Consider the following 19,801-nt stretch of genomic DNA (forward strand, 5'->3'; position numbering starts at 1 on the left):
ATTGGCTGCTTCATGCGAAACGCGATGCGCCATGCCACCCGAGACGGGTAGGGCTGACGTGCGCCGTGTCGGACCACCATGGTCATCTCCCTGCCACATGGAATTCGGCTGCCGTGTCCCAGAGCCTTGCATCCGCAGTGCCTGCGCCGCCGATCGGCCGCGCCATCGAAGCTGTCCCGAGTACCAAGCTGGTTCCGCCGCGCGCCGCACGCCGGCTGGTGCCGCGTGATGCGTTGCAGGAACGCCTGCTGGCCGCACGGCGTCAGCGCTGCGTGATCGTTCAGGGGCCTGCAGGCAGTGGCAAGACGAGTACGTTGGTCGCCTGGCGGCAAGGGTTGCTGACGCTGGATTTCGACGTGGCGTGGCTGACGGTAGCCACCGAGGACAATGAACTGACGCGGTTCTTCGGCGCGTTGCTGGCGTCCATCGCGATGGTCGATGCCGCGGTGGTCGCCGAAGCCACTGCGTTGGTGGGCCGCGACCGCAGCAAGGCCGTGCTCGAACACTGCGTCATTACGGTGGTCCACGCCATTGCCACCCGCGCGCGCGAGCTGGTGCTGATGATCGACGATGCGCACTGCCTTGAGGATCCGCGCAGCCATCAGGTGCTGCAATGGCTGCTCGATTACGCGCCACCCAACCTGCATCTCGTGTTCGGCACGCGCAGCGTGCCGCCGCTGTCGCTTGCACGGTTGCGCGCCCAGGGTCAGCTGAGCGAATTCGACCTCAAGGACCTGCGCTTTTCGCAGGACGAGTCCGAGCGCTTCCTGCGGGACCATCTGGGCCGCATCGACGCGGGCGATGCGCGCATGCTGCACCAGCTCACCGACGGCTGGGTCGCCGGCTTGCAGCTGTTCGCGGTCGACCTGAAAGCGAAGCGTGGCACCGGCTACCCCTGCATCCAGGTGCGCGACGCGGCGGCCTTTGCCACCTACTTCGAGCGCGAGGTACTGGCCAACCTCGCCGCCGACGATCTCGACCTGCTTACGCGCGCCGCTACCTGCAACCGCTTCTGCGCATCGCTGTGCGCCACGCTGATGCAGCAGCCGCATGCGGTGGCGAGCATGATGTCGCGGCTGGCGCGGCTCGACGGCGACAACCTGTTCATCAGCCAGGTCAGCGGCGCAAACCAGGAGGCCTGGTACCGGGTTCATCCGCTGCTGCGCGAAGTGCTGCTGGAGCGCTTGCAAGGGCAGCCCGAGTCCGCACGGCAAGCGCTGCACAAGGCGGCGTGGCGCTGGTTCGAACTACGCGGCCATCTCGACGAAGCGGTGCGCCATGCCGTGCAGGCGGGCGAAGCCTGCGCGGCCGCCGAGGTAGTGGAAGCCTGCGCGCTGGACATGATGGGGCAGGGCGAACTGGCCCAGCTTGCGGGCCTTATGCGCCAGTTGCCCGAGGCGGAAGTGCAGGCGCGGTTCCGGCTGCGCATGATCACCGCTTACCTGAGCATGTACGCGCGCGACCTCGACGCGATGCACGCCGCGCTCGCACGGCTCGAAGCCGAGCAAGACACCATGGCGCCGCACGAGCGTTTCTCCGTCTGGCTGCTGCGCGGCGCTTCCGCCATGCAGGGCGACGACACCGAGATCGTGCGCGCCATCCGTCCGGAACTGGAGGCCATTCCGCACGATGCGCAGGGCTTTGCTTTTGCCGGCCGGGCGCATTTGCTGGCGTGGATGCATATGTACGACGGCCGCTATGAGACGGCACGCGCCGTCCTGCGAGACGCGGCGCAGCACAACGTGACCGCCGCGCGGCGGCTGGTCAGCCTTGCCATGGAAGCGTTGAGCCTGACGCTGGAAGGCCGGATGGTCCGCGCCGAAGCGCTGCTGCGCGAGGTGCAGCAGGCCTGTGCGATGCAGGGCCCGGCGTCGGTGGATGTGGCGGGACTGGCCGAGGGCCTGCTTGGCGAGACGCTGTATGAAGGCAACGAACTCGAAGCCGTCTGCCAGTTGCTGGAGCCGCGCCTTGACGTGCTGGAGCGCATATCGAGCCCCGACGGTGCGCTGCGCGCGCTGATAGCGCTCTGTAACGCGCACTGGACGCTCGGCCGCCGTCCCGCGGCGCTGGCCTGCCTCGAGCGCCTGGAACGCTACGCCACGCGCAACCGGCAGGAACGCGCGCAGGCCCAGGCGCTGGCACTGCGGTTGCGCCTGCATCACGCGCAGGGCGAGACGACGCAGGCGATGGCCGTGCTCGGGCAGATCGACGCGCTCGGCGCACGCCACGCCGATGCGCGCCACGGCACCGCCGCCGAGATCCGCCGTGTCTGCGAGCGTGCACGGGTGGAAGCGTGCCTGCACTGGCAGGACTTCGACGGCGCCGTGTCGCGCGGCCTGCCGCTGCTCGCGTTGTCGGCGTCAATCGGCCGGTGGGCCGGCGTGGCGTCGCTGCATATGACGCTTGCCTCAGCCGAAGCGCGACGTGGTGACCGCAAGGCCGCCCGGCGCCATGCGCTCAAGAGCTTGCGTCTCGGCCATCGGCTAGGGCTGGTGCGCAGCCTGCTCGATGCGGCGGCGGGCGTCCCGGCACTGCTTGGCGACCTGCTAGGCGACAACGCGCCGGACCCGGTGCTGGCGTTCTACGTCAGGCGCCTGCTGGACGCAGGGGTGAGGGAAGACACAACGCCGCAGCCTGCGCAGGCAGAGATGACGGACGACATCCTCAATGCGCGAGAGCGGCAGGTCCTCGACCTCGTCGCGCAGGCCATGCCAAACAAGAAGATCGCGCGCGTGCTTGGCGTGACGCCGCACACGGTCAAGTGGCACCTGCGCAAGATCTACGGGAAGCTCGGCGTCTCGGAGCGCGACGAGGCGGTCGCGCGCATGCGCGATCTGGCGCTGTCCGGACGGCACGGCTCGCCAATACGGCTAGTGAACTGAGCGGGGCGGCAGGCCAAGATGAGTCATCCGGCATTGCCCGTGCGGGCAAACGCGCCGGAGATTCCAATTCATCGACAAGGAGCCTCCAGTGGACGTCATTCGCAACGTCTTTCGTGAAGACCATGAAATGCTGCGCCCGACCGCGCGGCGATTCTTCGAGCGCGAGTGCGCGCCGCGCCAGGCCGAGTGGGACCGCGCCGGCCGCACCGACCGCGAGACCTGGCTCAAGGCCGGCCGCGAAGGCCTGCTGTGCGTCTCGGTGCCGGCCGAGTACGGCGGCGGCGGCGGGGACTTCGGTCACTCGGCCATCGTGATGGAGGAAATGCACCGGGCCGGCATTTCCGGCGCGGGGTTCTCGATCCATTCCGACATCATCGCGCCCTACATCGTGCGTCTCGGCACCGAGGCGCAGAAGCGCCGCTGGCTGCCGTCGGTGTGCGCCGGGGAGACCATCATGGCGGTTGGCATCACCGAGCCCGGTGGCGGCTCCGACGTGAAGGCCTGCCGCACCACTGCCGTGCGCGACGGCGACGAATACATCATCAACGGCAGCAAGACCTTCATCAGCAACGGCCTGAACTGCGACATGGTGATGGTGGTCTGCAAGACCGACCCGTCGGCCGGCGCGAAGGGCGTGAGCCTGATCATGGTCGAAGCGGACCGTGCGGGCTTCAGGCGTGGGCGCAAGCTCGAGAAAGTCGGCCAGCCAGGCGCCGACACCGCCGAACTGTTCTTCGACAACGTGCGCGTACCGGCGGACAACCTGCTTGGCGAGGAAAACCAGGGCTTCTCCTACCTGATGCAGGAACTGCCGCAGGAACGGCTGCTGATCGCGCTGTATTCGGCCACCGCCATCGAGCGCCTGCTGGAGATCACCGTGGACTACGTCAAGGATCGCAAGGCGTTCGGCGGCACGGTCTGGGATTTCCAGAACACCAAGTTCAAGCTCGCGGACATCAAGGCACAGTCCGTTGCCGTGCGCACAATGGTCGATTATTACATCGGCGAGCACATGAAGCGCCGGCTGACGGTGCAGGAAGCCGCCATCGCCAAGCTGTTCGCGGCCGAGACCATGTGGAAGTGCATCGACGACATGGTGCAGATGCATGGCGGCTACGGCTATATGCGCGAGTACCCGATCGGGCGCGCGTTCACCGACTATCGTGTGTCGCGCATTGCGGGTGGCGCCAGCGAGGTCTTGCGCGACCTGATCGCGCGCAAGCTGTAATTCACGACTCCCACGGAACGGAACACATCATGAGCGAGAAAGTCTTTGTCGCAGGCGTCGGCATGACGCCCTTCGTCAAGCCTGGCACGAGCAAGCCGTACTTCGAGATGGGCGCTGACGCGATTCGTGCAGCGCTGGCCGATGCCGGCATCGGCTATGAACAGATCCAGGAAGCCTATGCAGGCTACGTCTATGGCGACTCGACGTCTGGCCAGACTACGCTGTATGAAGTCGGCATGACCGGCATTCCTGTGGTCAACGTCAACAACAATTGTTCGACGGGTTCGACCGCGCTGTACCTGGCGCGCAAGGCGGTGGCGTCCGGCGAGACCGACTGCGCGCTGGCGGTCGGCTTCGAGCAGATGCAGCCGGGCGCGCTGAAGATGCACTGGGACGACCGCCCGCCGCCGCGCGTGCGCTTCCTGCCGGTGCTGCATTCGCTGACGTCGGACCTGAGCCACCTCGGGCAGTCGTTGCGTACGTTCGGCGGAGCGGGCCGCGAGCACATGGAGAAATACGGCACGCGCATGGAGACCTTCGCCGCCGTGCGCGCCAAGGCGAGCCGCCACGCGGTCAACAATCCGCTGGCGATCTTCCGCCGGCCGCTCACGGTGGAAGAGGTCATGGCCGATACCGTGATCGTGCCCGGCGTGATGACGCGATGGATGGCGTGCCCGCCGACGTGCGGCGCGGCGGCTGCCGTGGTCGTGTCCGAGAAGTTCGCACGCAAGCATGGATTGCGCACCGACGTGCAGATCAAGGCGCAGGCGCTGACCACCGATCCGCCCGAGGCTTTCCACCCGCCGTCGATGCTGAGCTGGGTCGGCTCGCACATGACGCGCGCGGCGGTCAACCAGGTCTACGAGAAGGCCGGCGTCGGCCCCGATGACATCGATGTGTGCGAACTGCATGACTGCTTCGCGCAGAACGAGGTCATCCTGTACGAATCGCTTGGCTTCTGTCCGGAAGGCGGCGCCGCAAAGTTCGTGCAGGAGGGGAACAACACCTATGGCGGCAAGGTGGTCATCAACCCGTCGGGTGGTTTGCTGTCCAAGGGGCACCCGCTGGGCGCCACGGGGCTCGCGCAATGCTACGAGCTGACGCATCAGTTGCGCGGCACCGCCGACAAGCGGCAGGTCGACGGCGCGCGCCTGGCGCTCGCCCACAACCTCGGGCTCGGCGGCGCGTGCGTGGTGACGCTGTACGGCCGCACCTGATCCCTCGCGTTTCATTCCTTCCGGGCCGCTGCGGCGGTCCGGCGGCTCCCGCTGCTCCAACGATTCCAGAATTCCAAGATTCCAATACAGGAGACACTCATGACAAAGCGATACCGCATCCGCCTGCTCGCACTTGCGCTGGCCGCAGCGTTGCCCGGCATTCCGTCGCTGGTTCCCGGCGTCGGCGTCGCCCATGCCGAAACGTGGCCTTCGCGGCCGATCAGGTTCCTCGTGCCGCTCGGTCCCGGCAGTAGCGCCGACACCAGCGCACGGTTGCTGGCCAAACTCACCGGAGAAGAGCTGGGGCAGTCCATCATCGTGGAGAACAAGCCGGGAGCGGACTCGCTGGTGGCGGTGCAGGCGCTGCTGGCTGCGCCGGCGGACGGGTACACCATGTTGATGATCTCGCCGAGTTCGATGATCCTGAACCCCCTGACCAACTCGGCCACGAACTATGACCCGCAGCGCGACCTCCGTCCCGTGGCCGGCATGATGCGCGTCGGGGCGCTGCTGGTCACAGGTGGCGAGTCGCGCTTCCAGACGCTGGCGGATGTGCTCGCCGCGGCGAAGCAGGCGCCGGGCTCGGTCAGCATGGGCAGCTACAGCGCCTACTATCGGCTCGGAGCATTACGCATGCAGCAGATGGCGGGCGTGACGTTCAACCAGGTGGCCTACAAGACCGCCGCGCCGCTGCAGGCAGACCTGATTGGCGGCACGATTGATGTGGCGATGGTCGATGTGGGCGGGGCAACGCCGCTGATCGCCTCAGGCAAGTTGCGTCCGCTCGCGGTGGCCGGCAAGGATCGGCTCAAGGTGATGCCGGCTGTGCCAACGGTGGCCGAAGGCGGGGTGAAGCAGTATGAGCTGGTGGGCTGGACCGGCATCGCCGTTGCCGGCAAGACGCCGGAGCCTGTTGCGCAGGCGATCCAGGCGGCTTTGATCAAGGCGATGAAGCGGCCCGAGTATGTGCGGTTCGTGACGGAGAACGTGGGGGCGGAAGTGTTTGCGGTGTCAGGGAAGGAGCTGCGGGCGCTGGTGGATGCGGATACGGTGCACTATCGGCCGTTTGCGCAGCAGTTGCAGGCGGCGCAGAGGTAAAAAGGGGAGGTTGATGGGGTGTTGGCTGAGTTGCGGGGGGTATCGCTCTTGGCCGGCACCGCCGTTTCTGCTTGCGTAGCCGGCGGGTTCTGGTTGAGACCGGGTTATCGTGCTTGGCATGCGCCGCTGTTTCGCCGGCGTAGCCGGCGACCTACTCTTTTGTCCGAGCGACAAAAGAGTAGGCAGAAAAGCGCGTCGTTGCCGCTGGCCATCAATTCCACGGCGGCAGGGGTTCAAACGGCTTTGGACGCCTGCGATGGTGGTCAGCCGTTCGACCCTGCTACGCGTAGGTTTTCAGCGCTGTGCCTGACGCCAACCGACTGTTGAACGAGCCCCGACCACGTATAGGTACAGCCTTTCAACAGCGTTCTCGGTGGGACGCCTTCGGCTGCGCTGCGCGCACGTCGACGTCTGGATGCGATCTCATCAACATCGCTGGCACCCGAGGTCCATTTCCTCTCTTTAATTCGCGCATGTCGCGTGGGCATCTTCACCGAGGCGTGGTTTGCCTTGGGCCTTCGTGTCCAGACTAGAGCTCGATCACCCGATATCGCTCGCAGCAGGGTCCACAGACGCTTGCAGGGCTCGTTCAATCAGCGCGGTAATTCTGACCACGGTGGTGCCCCACGCGGCAGGCAGCGTAAATCACTCTGAAGCCCATACCCGTACAACACCTCTGGCACACTACGATAAAAATTCGCCCCTTTGGGGCAACCTCTTGACGCGCTTTTGCCTACTTTTGCCGCTCGGGCAAAAGTAGGTCGCCGGCTACGCCGGCGAAACAGCGGCGCCTGCCAAGAGCGATAACCCAGCCCGAACGACAAGCCCCCGCCGGCGACGCCGGCGAAACAGCGGCGCCTGCCAATCACGACACCGCTACCCCAGCACTGGCCTTATCCCACGGCCCCCTCCCTCTCCCTCCGATCCTCCTCCTCCTGCACCACCCGCCACAAGATCTTGCCGGTCGCCGTCCTCGGCAGCGCATCAACAAACTCCACCAGGCGAGGCACCTTGTAAGCCGCCATCCGCTCCCGCGCCCAGGCCGTCAGGTCATCACCGCTAACCGTGCCGCGCGCCGCGGAACGCAGCACAATGACAGCCTTGACCGTTTCTCCGCGATGCGGATCGCGCGCGGCAATCACGCACGCTTCCTGCACGGCAGGGTGCCCATACAGCGCCGATTCAATCTCCGCCGGCCATACCTTCAGCCCGGAACTGTTGATCATGCGCTTGAGGCGGTCAGTCACGTAGAAATAGCCGTTCTCGTCGTGATAACCAAGATCGCCGCTGCGCAAAAAGCGCTTGCCCTCGATGTCGACGAGCGTCTCCGCAGTTGCCTCGGGCTTGTTCAGGTAGCCCGCGAACAGCGTCGGGCCATGCATGACGATCTCTCCCGGCTGGTTGGGGCCGAGTTCTTCGAGCGTGATCGGGTCGATCACGCGCACGTCGCAGTTGATCACCGGCACGCCCGCGCACTGCCGCCGCGCGGCTTGAGGAGGATTGCTGAGCGACAGGCCGCAGAACTCGGTCATGCCGTAGCTTTCGAGAAAGACGAGCCCAAGGCGTTCCTGCAGTTCGCGGGCGAGCGCTTCAGGCATTGCGGCAGCGCCGCCGTACAGGCGTGTGAGCGACGAAAGGTCATGCTCGCCGGCATCAGCGGCGCCCATCACGTCCGAAAGCATCGTCGGCACGGCGGGCCACGACCGGATGCGCAGACGGTGAATCAGCTCTACGGCAGCCTTGGCATCCCAGCGCGCAAGCATCACCAGCGTGCGGCCGATGCGGCCCGCCTGCAGCATGACGCGCATGCCGGCCAGGTGGCTCGGCGGCAGGACCAGCAGCTCGTCCTCGTCTTCGCGGTCGCATTGCCAGTGCGCGCGGTGTGCAAGCGTGTAGCAGAAGTTGCGGTGCGTGAGCATCGCGCCCTTGGGCTTGCCGGTGGTGCCGGACGTATAGCCGATCACCGCGAGATCCCTGCCGCTGGCCAGCGTCGGGCCGCAGGGCAGGCCGGCGGCCAGCACGGCGGCCAGGTCGTGGCAGCGGGGGTGCGGCATCGGCCGCCGCGGCTCCTGCACGATGGCGGGAATCTCGAGCCAGGGCGATGCGTCCGGCGTGCCGGCGAAATCGGATAGCGCACCGACCACGCAGGCGTCGAGCGTGCCGTTGTCGAGCAACGGGATCGCGCGGTCGGCCATGTCCTGCGTGGCGAGCAGCACGCGGGCGCCCGAGTCGTCCGCGTAGTAGGCGATCTCGTCGGGCGTGCTCATCGGGTTGATGGCGACGACCACGGCGTCGCAGCGCATCACCGCGTAGAACGCGGCATAGAACTGCGGGCAGGTCTGCATCAGCAGCAGCACGCGGTCACCGCGCCGCACGCCAAGCCGCTGCTGCAGATAGCCCGCCAGCGCCACCGCGGCCGCGTGCATCTCGCGGAACGTGGTGGGCTTGCCGTAAAACACCGTGGCGGGCTTGTCCGGCAGCCGCGCTGCCGAACCTTCGAGATGGGAGAACAGACTGCAATCTGCTACGTCCAGCGTGCGCGGGACCCCGGAGGGCCAGTGCGCGAGGTGTCGGATCAGTTCTGGCATGGGCGCGTGGTTGGGTGGCCGGAGGGTGGGGATCAGGCGATGGCGACCACCGCTTCGCCGACGATCTTCTGTTCGCCGTCCTGGTTGGCGCAGGCGATCTCGACGCGCAGGTGCGTTTCGCCGTTCTGCTCGAAACGCTCACTGACGCGGCCCGTGCAATGCGGCGCGTCGCGCAGGTGCGTGATGCCCGTGAAGCGCATCTTCAGCGTGCGCAGGCGGCCCGCTCCGGCCCAGTTGGTGACCAGGCGGCCGAGGTAGGCGGCCGACAGCATGCCGTGGGCGAATACGTCGCCCAGGCCCGCCTCGCGTGCGTAGTCGGAATCGATGTGCAGCGGATGGTGGTCGCCCGAGGCACCCGCATAGATGGCCAGCGTGCGGCGGGTGATGGCGGGGACCTGCAGGTCGGGGATGGTGTCGCCGGGCTGGAAGTCGCCCAGGGTGGCGTGTCGGGTCATGGGGTCTCCTTCAGATCTGGCGCTGGACAAGTACAGAGCGCGCATCCGCCACGTGCACGCCGTCCTGGTTGGTAATGCGCGTGCCCTTGACGAGGAACTCGAGGGCGCCGCCTTTCTTGTCATAGACGTCGACGATGCGCGGCTCGTAGGTGAGCGTGTCGCCGACGCAGACGGGAGCGTGGTAGTCATACTGCTGCTCGGCGTGCAGCACGCGCGAGGGCTCCACCTTCGCCAGCGCGAGCAGGTCGAAGGTATTGAACAGCCAGCCTTCCATGCAGGAGAGGAAGGTCGGCGGCACGCGCAGCGACGGCAGGCCGGCATCGCGGGCAGCGGCCACGTCGTGGTAGACCGGGTCGGTCTCTCCGATGGCGCGCGCGTACCAGCGCACGGCCCATTCCTCTACCTTGATGCTGCGCTGGCCGAAGCTGTGGCCGATCAGGTTCTTGTCGAGCATTGCGGGTCTCCGGTGGTCGACGGGGATCAGGCGGCGGCCGGGATGACGCCATCGAGCGTTGCGTTCGGCGTCGCGCGCCGCACGAGGCCCGGCACCAGCGCGCCGAGTTCGGCCGCGTCCCAGCGGCCGGGCTTCTCGATGTGCGGGCCGGCGTGCCAGCCTTCGGCCACGGTGATGCGTCCGCCACGGCTGCCGAACACGCGTCCCGTGATGTCGCCCGATTCGGTGCTGCCGAGCCAGGCCACGAGCGGCGCGACGTTGGCCGGGGACATCGCATCGAAGCCGTCGACGGCGTTGAACGCGGGGTTCAGGCGGCCGCTCTTGATCAGGTGCTCGGTGTGGCGCGTGGTGCCGCTCGGGTAGATCGTGTTGACGGTGACGCCATAGCGGCCCAGTTCCATCGCAGCCACGTTCGACATGCACGCGATGCCCGCCTTCGCGGCGCCGTAGCAGGTCTGGCCGATATTGCCGAACAGGCCGGCCGAGGACGAGGTGTTGATCACGCGGCCCGCACGCTGGCGGCCGGCCTTCGATTCGTCGCGCCAGTAGGCGCAGGCATGGCGCATCGGCGCGAAGGTGCCGCGCAGGTGCACGCGGATCACGGCATCCCAGTCTTCCACTTCCATGTTGACGAGCATGCGGTCGCGCAGGATGGCGGCGTTGTTGACCAGCACATCGAGGCCGCCGAACGTGTCGATGGCAGTCTGGATCCATGCGCTTCGCGCCGTCCCAGTCGGCCACGTCATCGTTGTTCGCGACGGCCTGGCCGCCCATGGCGCGGATCTCCTCGACCACTTCCTGTGCCGGGCCGGCGACGTTCGCGCTGCCATCGGGCGAAGCGCCGAGGTCGTTGACCACCACTTTGGCGCCCTGGCGGGCGAACTCCAGCGCATATTCGCGACCCAGGCCACGGCCGGCGCCGGTGATGACGACCACGCGGTCCTTGCAGAGCTGTTGCATTCGGTGTTCCTCTCGAAATCGGTTGGGATGTGCGTCCAGTCGGTGTTGATGCTGACTGACGGATTGATTATTTCGGGAGGGCGGGCGGTTGCCACTAGCCGGATAGGCCAGTTGGTGGCCGATTCCAGTGCCGCGGCCATCAATACAGTCCGTGTCTCGGCTGATACCCCGCATGTATCGGCATTCCGATACGATGCGCAGGACGAATGTATTGGCCATCGTATGAACCATCGCCCCATCGTATCGACGAAGTTCGCTCCGCCGCGCATAGGCGCCAGGTACGTGGTCCGGTCACGCCTGCTCGAAGTGCTGGCGCGGGTCGACGAGCGCAAGCTCGCGCTCGTCACGGGCAGTCCGGGCTACGGCAAGACCACGCTGCTCGCCCAGTTGCGGCAGCATTGCCTCAATGCCGGGGCGGATGTCGTCTGGGTATCGCTGACTCCCGACGACGAAGGATTTGCCGATTTCTGCGCGGGCCTGCTTGCCGCGTTGCAACGGATCTCAGTGATCGGCGCCTGCGCACCCGCCATTGGCGAGGGCAGTGCGGCGTTCATCGAGACGACAGCGGCGCTCATCGTCGAAGGCGCTGCGGCGTTGCCGAAAGCGCTGTACCTGATGCTCGACGACTATCACTACGTGCAAGATGCGTGGGCGCACAAGCTGCTGCAACGCGTGATCGATTTCGCGCCGCCGAACCTGCACATCGTGATCGTCGCGCGCGTGCTGCCGCCGTTCAGCCTGAGCCGGCTGCGGGTGATGGACCAGGTCATCGAGCTCGACGCCACGCAGCTGCCGTTCGACATCGGCGAGACGCGCGTTTTTCTCGACGACCTGCTGCGTGCCGGGCGCGTCGGGCCCGACGAAGTGGCACAGGCTTACACGATCACGGGCGGATGGCCCGCCTGCCTGCAACTGGTGGCGGCCATGCTGCGGCAGAAGAGCGATCCGCGCACCGCATTGCGCGATGTGCTGCGCCGTTCGAGCGACCTGCAGACGTACCTCAGCGAGGAAATCCTGGCATTGCTGCCGGCCACCTCCGTTGCATTCCTGGAGGGCATTTCGATGCTGCGCCGGGTCACGCCGGCACTGGCGGAAGCGATCACCGGCGACACGGGCGCGGCGGAGCTTCTCAAGCGCATGGAGGAAGTGAGCCTGCTGATCTCGCGCGTGGAGACCGGTGACGCGCAGCTGTGGTATCGGCTGCACCCGCTCTTCTCGGAATTCCTCGCCGCACGCGTGGCGCGTCATGGGGCAGCGAGGGTCGCGGAAATCCACCGCCGGTCCGCACAATGGTTTGCCGACAATGGCCTGCTTGCCGAAGCGGTACGGCATGCCACGCTTGTGGGCGACACGGCGCTGGCAGTGCAGGTGATCGAAGGGAGTGCGCCGGCCGTCTGGTCGCTCGAATTCATCGTGCCGACCCTGCGCCTGCTGGATCGCCTTCCGGAAGAAACGCTGCTTGACCACCCAAGCCTGTTCTTCCTGGCCTCGCTGACCTTTGCGCTGGCCGCGCGCCATGCGCGCGTGGAACGCTGGCTGGTCGACTGGAGCCAGCGCGACGAAGCGCATCGCGCCCGGATCGGAGAACGCGAGTTGTCGCTGATCCGCGCGGTGGTGGCATTGCAGCGCGATGATTCGGCGCAGGTGATCGCATTGCTGGAGCCGCGGCTGGACGCGGTGCCCGCCGACGCATTCCTGCGCTACGTGATGGTGTCGGTGCTGGCCACGGCCTATGCGGCGGTCGGACGGTTTGACGACGCCCGCCGCCTGCTCGACCGCTATCCGACACCGGCCAGCCAGCGCAACGACGAAATCGCGCTGGTGGCCGAGACGGCGCGCATCCGCATCCTGCTGCTTGATGGAAATGCCAGTGAAGCGTGCCAGCACGCTTCGTCGCTGCATGCACGCGCGCTGGATCTCTACGGCCCGCATTCGATTTGCGCGAGCGTGACCGCGCCGTTTCTCGCCGACGCCTGCTACGAGCTCGATCGCCCGGACGACGCGCAGGAAGCGATCGCCAACCGGACCAACCTGCTGCGCTCCACGAGTCCCGATGTGGTGATGCGCAATGCGCTTTGCCGCGCGCGGCTCGCACTGCTGCGCGAAGGCCCGGAGATCGCGCTGGCGTTTCTGCGCGAGCAGGCGGCGCGGCTGCGGGAGATCGGGCTCGATCGCGCGATGTCGCACCTGCTTGCCGAGCAGGTGCGTATCTGCCTCGGACTTGGCGATCATACGCGCGCGGAAGACGCGGCCCGTGAACTCCGGCAGCTAGCCGAACGGCGCCGCTGCGCCGGCGGGTCGTCCGAAGAAATCGTCATGGTTGCCGCCATTGCATCCGCTCGCCTGGCGCTCCACGCGGAGCCGGGGCTGGCCTTGCGCTTGCTGGAGACGGCAACCACGGAGGCACAGGCTATTTGCCGTGGCCAGGCGCTGGCGCTGATCGACCTGCTACGGGCCGGCGCGCTTGACGGTCTCGGCCGGCAAGAGGAGGCGCTGGCGGCGGCGACGGCGGCGTTTGCGCGCGGCGCGCGGCTGGGTCTGGTACGCACCTTCGTCGATGAGGGCGCATTGGCGGCAACGCAGCTGGAGCGCTTACGGCGCGCAGGCACGCAAGCAACGCCTGGCGCCTATGTTGCGATGCTTTGGGAAAAGCTGTGCCCGCACCCGGCGCCCACGCCATGCGGGGCGCCGGCGACGGCGTCGGTGCGACGCGTACTCACGCCGCGTGAGGCGGAAATCCTGGGACTGGTCGCGCAGGCGATGTCGAACAAGCGCATCGCCCTTGCGCTCGGCATCACACTGCAGACCGTGAAGTGGAACCTGCGCAATATCTTCGCCAAGCTGGACGTATCGAGCCGCTATGACGCGATGGTCCAGGCGCGCCAGCACGAGCTGATCCGTTGAACGCACCGCCCCGCAAATGCGGGGCGGAGTGCTAACGAGGTCTGGCAGCGAAGATGACCTGCTGCCGCCGGCAGGGTATGCCCGGAAGATGGCTCACACTTGCCGTGACTTGCCTTTCCAGTAAGGCGCTCTCAGGTCCTTCTTCAGCAACTTGCCCATGGCGTTGCGGGGCAGTTCTTCCATGATGAAGACCTGGCGCGGGCGCTTGTACGATGCCAGCAGCGGTTCGCAATGCGCGATCAGCGCGGCGCCGTCGGTGCTCTTGCCCGGTTTTAGCTCGCAGAATGCGAACACCCGCTCGCCGAACTCGTCGTCGGGCACGCCGATCACCGCTGCGTCCAGCACCGCCGGGTGCCGCTGCAGCACGGCCTCGATCTCGGCGGGATAGATGTTCACCCCGCCGGCGATGATCATGTCCTTGGCGCGATCGGTGATGTATAGGAAGCCGTCTTCGTCCTTGTAGCCCACGTCGCCGGTACGGAAGAAGCCGTTGGCATCGAGCGTGTCCGGACCGAGCGGCGGCGCATTGAGGTAGCCGCTGATGGTGACTGGCGATTTCACCCACATTTCGCCCGCTTGCCCGGTGGGCAGTTCGCTGCCATCGGCATCGCGGATCTCGATCTTGGCGTAAGGCAGTGGCAGGCCGCATGACGCCGGCTTGTGCCGTTGCATCTCGGGACGCAGCACCGCGACCACGCCGATCTCGCTGGCGCCATACACTTCGTGCAGCAGGTGCTCGCCGAAGTAGCGCAGGATCCAGTCCTTGAGTTCGTGCGTGATCGGCGCCGTGCCGGTACGGATTTCACGCAGCGACGAACGATCCGCGGCATCCTGCACAGCCTGCGGCAAGGCCGCGATGCGCTTGAACATGGTCGGCACCGCGGTCCAGTGGCTCACGCGATGCTCGGCGATGATGCGCAGCGTGTCTTCAGCGTCGAAGCGGCGCTGCAGCACGACCTTGTTGCCCTGCGCCATTGACGCCCAGAACTGCATCGGCCCCGCCGCGTGGTGGAACGGCATGTTGATCAGCGTGACGTCGTGGTCGGAAAACGGCGTGTAGATCACGCGGTTCTTGAGGAACTCGCGCAGGGCCGCTTCGTCAAGATCGGCCGACCGGTCGAGTTCCACGCCCTTGGGCTGGCCAGTGGTTCCCGATGTGTAGATGATCAGGCGCGGGTCCGCCTCAGCGTAGAGCTTTTCGCCGCGGCCTTCCAGCAGCCGCGCGTACGGCACGAAGCCGGGACAATCGGCGTCGACCGAGATTGCCAGCTTGATCGGGAGGCCTTCGAGCGCGGGAAGGAGCTGTGCGGGCTGCGCATCGTCGCAGACCAGCACGGTGGTCTTGCTGTCGGCGATCACATGGCGGATCTCGCCGGGCGTCAGGCGATAGTTCAGCCCCACCATGGCGCAGCCGAGCTTGGCCAGCGCGCCGGCCACGATGCCCCATTCGATGCGCGGATGCATGCGGACGGCGACGACATCGGCCGGGCCGACGCCGAGCGCGCGCAGCGCATGCGCGGCACGGTTGGCGGCATCGTCCAGGTCGGCCCACGTCAGGCTGTCCGAACCTTCGGCTATGGCCGCTTCGTGCGGCTTCTTCTGCGCCCAAAGCTCAATGGAGCGTGGGGGGATTGCGGTCATCGGGTTGTCTCCTCGGTGATGATGGAAGCGGCGTGTGCAGTCGCGGCGGAGGCCGGCAAGGCCTTTCGCCTGGCCGCCGCGCCATATGGATCAGATGCCGCGGAATTGCGGCGTGCGCTTCTCGACGAACGCGCGCAAGCCTTCCTGGATGTCCCAGGAGCGCTTGTGGTCGCGCAGTTCCAGCACTTCATGACGCAGGGCGTCGGCGGTCGACTTGTCTAGCGCGCCGGCCACCACGCGCTTCATGCGCGCCAGCACGAGCGGGCTCTTGGCGGCGAGTTTCTCGCCCAGTTGCTGGGCGCGGGCGCGCAGGTCGTCGTCGGCAATCACCTCGCTGACCAGCCCGTAGGTTTTCATCTCTTCGGCACCGAGCGAGTCGCCGGTGAACAGCAGGTAACGCGCCACATTGGCGGGCACCTTGCGCGGCAGGACGGCCGCGCCGCCACCGCCGGGGAATACGCCGAAGTTCGAGTGCGCGTCACCGAATGCGGCCGATTTCGCCGCGAGCACGATGTCGCAGGCCAGCACGACTTCCATGCCGCCCGCCAGTGCCAGTCCGTTGACAGCGACGATCACCGGCTTGGGAAAGGCGCGCAGCGTGTCGAAGAACTCCACCACGATGTCCAGCGAGTCCTTCTCGCCGGGCTCCGGCGTGGTCGCGCTGTGGCTCTGCTTGAGATCGGCGCCCGCACAGAACGCGCGGCCGGTGCCGGTCAGGACGAGCACGCGTACTTCGTCGTCCTCGCGCCAGCGGCGCAGTTGCGCGGTCATGGCGAAGAACATGTCACGCGTGATGGCGTTGAGCGCCTGCGGGCGGTCGAGGGTCAGCCAGGCGACGGCGCCGTCTCGGCTCGGGATAAAGCTCATGGGAATTCCTCCAGGTGGGGTGGGACGCCACATCGGTGGCACGTGAAGCCCAGTCTAGGAAGACCCCCGGCGGCCGGCACCCCTCTCGTGGACGGGGTGGTGGTCGCGGGCGCGTCCCCCGTCCAACAGCGGGGGGACAGGGGGACGGTGCAGCCCACATGATTCAGTCAGCCTCGCAATGCCGGAAGATTTCGCCCCGAATCCACCGTGGGTGATTCCGGAATCGCAACCGAATCCAAAGGAACCTGACATGACCGATACATCGTCCGCACTGCTGACCGAACGTGAAGTGATGATCCGCGACACCGCGCGGAAGGTAGCGCAGGAAGTGGTGGCGCCCACCGCCGCGCAGCGCGATCGCGCCGCAGCGTGGCCGGGCGCCGAGCTGAAGGCGGTGGCGGAGCTGGGCTTCCTCGGCATGCTGGTCCCCGAGGAATATGGCGGTTCGGCCGCCACCTTCACCGAATACTGCCTGGCCATCGAGGAGTTCGCGGCCGCGGACGCCGGTTTCGCCACGATCCTGCATGTGCACAACGGCATGGGCGACAAGATCCGCCGCTATGGGACGGACGAGCAGAAGCGCAAATACCTGCCGGGGCTTGCGTCGGGCGAGACGATCGCCTGCGGGCTGCTGACTGAACCGCAGGCCGGGTCCGACACTGCGGGATATCGCGCGACCGCCCGCCGCGAGGGTTCTCACTACGTACTCAACGGCAGCAAGCAGTTCATCTCGAACGGCAGCGAAGCGAAGTTCGCGATCGCCGTCACGGCCGCCACGGAGACGCCAGAAGGCCGCAAAGGTCCGAGCATGTTTATCGTCGACCCCAGCACGCCGGGCTTCAAGGTGACGCGTGTCGAGGAGAAGATGGGCCAGCGCTCCGCCCACGTCGCCGCGATCACGCTGGAAGACTGCCGCGTGCCGCTGGAAAACATCGTCGGCGAAGAGGGCGCGGCGTACAAGCGCATGCTCGGCGGCCTGTCACAAGGACGCATCGGCATCGCGGCGGTGGCGGTGGGCGTGGCGCGCGCGGCGCTCGATGCGGCGGTGCGCTATGCCGGCGAGCGCGAAGCGTATGGCGCGCCGATCCTGAAGCTGCAAGGCGTGGCATTCGACCTCGCCGACATGGCTGCGCGCGTGGACGTGGCGCGCCAGTACATGCTGCATGTGGCGCGGTTGAACGTGGCGGGCGCACCCTGCAACAAGGAGGCCTCCATCGCGAAGCTCTTTGCCAGCGAGATGGCCGAGCGCGTGTGTTCCGAGGCGATCCAGATCCACGGCGGCTATGGCTACCTGACTGATTTCCCGGTCGAGCGCTATTACCGCGATGCGCGTGTGACCCGCATCTACGAGGGCACCAGCCATATCCAGAAGGTCATCATCTCGCGGAACCTGGCGGACTGACGCGGACCCATACCAATGACGAGTCGCGCCGGGCAAAGTGCCCGACAAAAAAATAGAGGAGACAACAGATGGCAGCTGTGGAACATAGCTTACGTAACGCCACGCTAAGCATTCGCGATGGCATCGCGGAACTTACGCATCAGCGGCCTGAGATCCGCAATGCCGTGACGCCGGAACTGAAGGAGGACTATGTCGACATGCTCGATATCGTCGAAGGCGACCGCAGCATCCGGGCGCTGATCCTGACGGGGTCGGGCGGAAGCTTCTGTGCGGGCGGCGACCTGAAGTCGTTGCTGGCCATGCGTGACGATCCGGACCCGGCAGCGCGCCAGCCGGAAGCCATGCGCCGGCGCGTATTGCGCGCCCATACCTGGCTGCGGCGGCTTCGTGACCTGGAGGTGCCCGTCATTGCCGCGGTGGATGGCGCGGCGGCCGGTGCGGGGTTCTCCATTGCGCTGACCGCGGATTTCATCCTGGCGTCGGAGCGCGCGTCGTTCTCGATGGTCTTTGTCAAGATCGGGCTGGTGCCGGACATGGGCGCGCTGTACGCATTGCCGCGAACCGTGGGCTTGAGCATGGCGAAGGAGCTGATGATGACCGGGCGCCGCGTGGGCGCGGCGGAGGCGCACAAGCTCGGCATTGTGCATGCGATCCACCCGGCCGATGCGCTGGCCGAAGACGCGCGCCGGTTTGCCGCGCGATTCGTTGATGGGCCCCGTGAAGCCATGGCCTTGACCAAGAGCGCGCTCAACGCCACGTTCGAGGCGCCGTATGACACGATGCTGGCGGTGGAGGCCCAGGCACAGGCCGTTGCCGCGGCGGCGCCATATTACGGCGAGGCGGTGCAGGCCTTCCTGCGCGGCGAACCGGCGAAATTCGACTGGGACCGCCGTAGGTAGCGCAGGATTCGGACGAGACCAAACGCGCCTAGTCCGCCCTGTACCACGTGCCCGAGTCCGGGCGGACGTTAACTCTCTCGCCAGCGCGCCGCACTTGCTCGTCGTCGGCGCGCATCGCGGCCGGCTGGTCTGTGTCGAAGGCAACGTTGAGTGCGTTGGCGACGCGCGCATCCTCGATCGGAAGCTCCCAGGTCAGGAATAGCTGCGTGCAATCCTGGCTGTTCGGAAAGTCCGCTGCATCGAAGGCATGGCTGCCGCGTGGAATCACCGCATGCGGCTGGCAGGTATCGAAGATCAGGACCGTACCGCGTGTCAGCGGAATGCGAAGCCCCAGCGACGGGAAATGCACGTCCTGTCCCTTGTCCTCGCTCAGGAAGAGATTGCAGAACGCCGCGCCGCCATACTGCTCACCATCATGGTGGTACCGCGCGCCGCGGCAAACCATGAGCGCCACGTCGCTGGAGGCCAGGACACCGGGTAGTCCAAGCGCGCTTGTCCAGTCGTCTGTTGCCCGTACGCATTGCGAGTATTCCGGCCAGCGGGTTCGCGCTCGCGCCAGCGGCATGACTTCGACGTCGCCAGCTTCCAGTGTCATGTGGGATATCTCGCGTGCCCAATCCGCGACGAGACGTGCCGGTGGCGCAGGCACGTCGACGGCGCCCACCATCACCGTGTTGCTCACGCTCCGGCTGCGGATGGCGTCGCCACTCCAGAAAAAGGACGTCAGGTCGTTTGCGGTGCGGGGCTGTTCGGGACTCGGGTTCATTTGCAGGGGATGTGTTCTGCTTGGAGCTACGCAGTGGCCGCGGCGTGGCGGATGTTCCATTGTTTGCGTACCGCGGCTGTGGACGGTTCAATTGTCCGTCACACGGAAGAAGCTGTCAGCCAAGCTGATCTTCTTGGGCTTTTCATTGATCGTTGTTCCTGGTTTGGGGGGGATGGGAGGTTCTGGTGGGGACGGGGCATCGCTCTTGGCGGGCGCCGCTGTTTCGGCGGGTTCGCCGACGGGGCTTCTCGTTGGGGGTGGGTTATCGCTCTTGGCATGCGCCGCTGTTTCGCCGGCGTAGCCGGCGGAGGCTTCTCAGTGGGGCCGGGTTGTCGCTCTTCGCTGGCGCTGCTGTTTCGCCGGCGTAGCCGGCGAGTCACTTTTGTCCGAGCGACAAAAGTAACCAAAAACGCGTTTTGGTTGCCCCAAAGGGGCGAATT

General features: G+C 66.6%; 13 protein-coding genes and 1 pseudogene. 7 read left to right on the plus strand and 7 right to left on the minus strand.

Annotated features, from left to right (window positions below; translation table 11 throughout):
- The first annotated feature begins 113 nt into the window (after positions 1–113).
- From KHO41_RS08900 to KHO41_RS08915, 4 genes are all read left to right on the plus strand, one after another.
- Entirely contained in the window at positions 114–2,882 is a 2,769-nt protein-coding gene (locus KHO41_RS08900) for a LuxR C-terminal-related transcriptional regulator (protein WP_211952912.1), read from the plus strand.
- Positions 2,883–2,970: 88 nt separating this feature from the next.
- A complete protein-coding gene (locus tag KHO41_RS08905) occupies positions 2,971–4,110 on the plus strand; it encodes an acyl-CoA dehydrogenase family protein (protein WP_211952913.1) in 1,140 nt (379 codons plus the stop codon).
- 29 nt (positions 4,111–4,139) lie between these two features.
- Positions 4,140–5,327, plus strand: a complete 1,188-nt coding sequence (locus KHO41_RS08910; RefSeq protein ID WP_211952914.1) for a lipid-transfer protein — start codon at positions 4,140–4,142, stop codon at positions 5,325–5,327.
- A gap of 99 nt (positions 5,328–5,426) precedes the next feature.
- On the plus strand, positions 5,427–6,425 hold the full coding sequence (locus KHO41_RS08915; RefSeq protein WP_211952915.1) for a tripartite tricarboxylate transporter substrate binding protein: 999 nt from the start codon (positions 5,427–5,429) through the stop codon (positions 6,423–6,425).
- Positions 6,426–7,318: 893 nt separating this feature from the next.
- On the opposite strand, the gene KHO41_RS08920 is transcribed toward KHO41_RS08915, so the two are convergent.
- The 4 genes and pseudogenes from KHO41_RS08920 to KHO41_RS08935 all read right to left on the minus strand — a co-directional run bounded on the left by KHO41_RS08920 (position 7,319) and on the right by KHO41_RS08935 (position 10,882).
- Entirely contained in the window at positions 7,319–9,013 is a 1,695-nt protein-coding gene (locus tag KHO41_RS08920) for an AMP-binding protein (protein WP_211952916.1), read from the minus strand.
- A gap of 32 nt (positions 9,014–9,045) precedes the next feature.
- Positions 9,046–9,468 (minus strand): MaoC/PaaZ C-terminal domain-containing protein, encoded by a 423-nt coding sequence (locus tag KHO41_RS08925; RefSeq protein ID WP_211952917.1) that lies wholly within the window; start codon positions 9,466–9,468, stop codon positions 9,046–9,048.
- 10 nt (positions 9,469–9,478) lie between these two features.
- The gene (locus tag KHO41_RS08930) at positions 9,479–9,922 is read right to left on the minus strand and encodes a MaoC family dehydratase N-terminal domain-containing protein (protein ID WP_211952918.1); all 444 of its coding nucleotides are present in this window, start codon (positions 9,920–9,922) and stop codon (positions 9,479–9,481) included.
- 26 nt (positions 9,923–9,948) lie between these two features.
- Positions 9,949–10,882 (minus strand): annotated as a pseudogene (locus tag KHO41_RS08935) (SDR family oxidoreductase).
- A gap of 222 nt (positions 10,883–11,104) precedes the next feature.
- Here KHO41_RS08935 and KHO41_RS08940 point away from each other — a divergent pair.
- Positions 11,105–13,786 carry a LuxR C-terminal-related transcriptional regulator gene (locus KHO41_RS08940; RefSeq protein WP_211952919.1) on the plus strand — a complete coding sequence of 894 codons (2,682 nt, stop codon included), beginning with the start codon at positions 11,105–11,107 and terminating at the stop codon, positions 13,784–13,786.
- 93 nt (positions 13,787–13,879) lie between these two features.
- Here KHO41_RS08940 and KHO41_RS08945 read toward each other — a convergent pair whose 3' ends face one another.
- Both KHO41_RS08945 and KHO41_RS08950 read right to left on the minus strand, forming a co-directional pair.
- Entirely contained in the window at positions 13,880–15,427 is a 1,548-nt protein-coding gene (locus KHO41_RS08945) for a class I adenylate-forming enzyme family protein (protein WP_211952920.1), read from the minus strand.
- A 90-nt stretch (positions 15,428–15,517) separates the two neighbouring features.
- A complete protein-coding gene (locus KHO41_RS08950) occupies positions 15,518–16,294 on the minus strand; it encodes an enoyl-CoA hydratase/isomerase family protein (protein WP_211952921.1) in 777 nt (258 codons plus the stop codon).
- 250 nt (positions 16,295–16,544) lie between these two features.
- On the opposite strand from KHO41_RS08950, the gene KHO41_RS08955 reads away from it, so the two are divergent.
- Positions 16,545–17,696 (plus strand): acyl-CoA dehydrogenase family protein, encoded by a 1,152-nt coding sequence (locus tag KHO41_RS08955; protein WP_211952922.1) that lies wholly within the window; start codon positions 16,545–16,547, stop codon positions 17,694–17,696.
- A gap of 68 nt (positions 17,697–17,764) precedes the next feature.
- Positions 17,765–18,595: an enoyl-CoA hydratase/isomerase family protein gene (locus KHO41_RS08960; RefSeq protein WP_211952923.1), complete on the plus strand. Its 831-nt coding sequence runs from the start codon at positions 17,765–17,767 to the stop codon at positions 18,593–18,595.
- 28 nt (positions 18,596–18,623) lie between these two features.
- Here KHO41_RS08960 and KHO41_RS08965 read toward each other — a convergent pair whose 3' ends face one another.
- Positions 18,624–19,361, minus strand: coding sequence for a hypothetical protein (locus KHO41_RS08965; protein ID WP_211952924.1), 738 nt, complete (start codon positions 19,359–19,361; stop codon positions 18,624–18,626).
- Positions 19,362–19,801: the final 440 nt, after the last annotated feature.

The sequence above is a fragment of the Cupriavidus numazuensis genome, assembly GCF_905397435.1.
GTDB classification, from domain to species: Bacteria; Pseudomonadota; Gammaproteobacteria; order Burkholderiales; family Burkholderiaceae; genus Cupriavidus; species Cupriavidus numazuensis.

Excerpts from the sequence above, each read along its gene's own strand:
- KHO41_RS08910 (WP_211952914.1), top strand. The coding sequence starts at position 4,140 with ATGAGCGAGAAAGTCTTTGTCGCAGGCGTCGGCATGACGCCCTTCGTC.
- KHO41_RS08915 (WP_211952915.1), top strand. The coding sequence starts at position 5,427 with ATGACAAAGCGATACCGCATCCGCCTGCTCGCACTTGCGCTGGCCGCA.
- KHO41_RS08920 (WP_211952916.1), bottom strand. The coding sequence starts at position 9,013 with ATGCCAGAACTGATCCGACACCTCGCGCACTGGCCCTCCGGGGTCCCG.
- KHO41_RS08925 (WP_211952917.1), bottom strand. The coding sequence starts at position 9,468 with ATGACCCGACACGCCACCCTGGGCGACTTCCAGCCCGGCGACACCATC.
- KHO41_RS08930 (WP_211952918.1), bottom strand. The coding sequence starts at position 9,922 with ATGCTCGACAAGAACCTGATCGGCCACAGCTTCGGCCAGCGCAGCATC.
- KHO41_RS08940 (WP_211952919.1), top strand. The coding sequence starts at position 11,105 with ATGAACCATCGCCCCATCGTATCGACGAAGTTCGCTCCGCCGCGCATA.
- KHO41_RS08945 (WP_211952920.1), bottom strand. The coding sequence starts at position 15,427 with ATGACCGCAATCCCCCCACGCTCCATTGAGCTTTGGGCGCAGAAGAAG.
- KHO41_RS08950 (WP_211952921.1), bottom strand. The coding sequence starts at position 16,294 with ATGAGCTTTATCCCGAGCCGAGACGGCGCCGTCGCCTGGCTGACCCTC.
- KHO41_RS08955 (WP_211952922.1), top strand. The coding sequence starts at position 16,545 with ATGACCGATACATCGTCCGCACTGCTGACCGAACGTGAAGTGATGATC.
- KHO41_RS08960 (WP_211952923.1), top strand. The coding sequence starts at position 17,765 with ATGGCAGCTGTGGAACATAGCTTACGTAACGCCACGCTAAGCATTCGC.
- KHO41_RS08965 (WP_211952924.1), bottom strand. The coding sequence starts at position 19,361 with ATGAACCCGAGTCCCGAACAGCCCCGCACCGCAAACGACCTGACGTCC.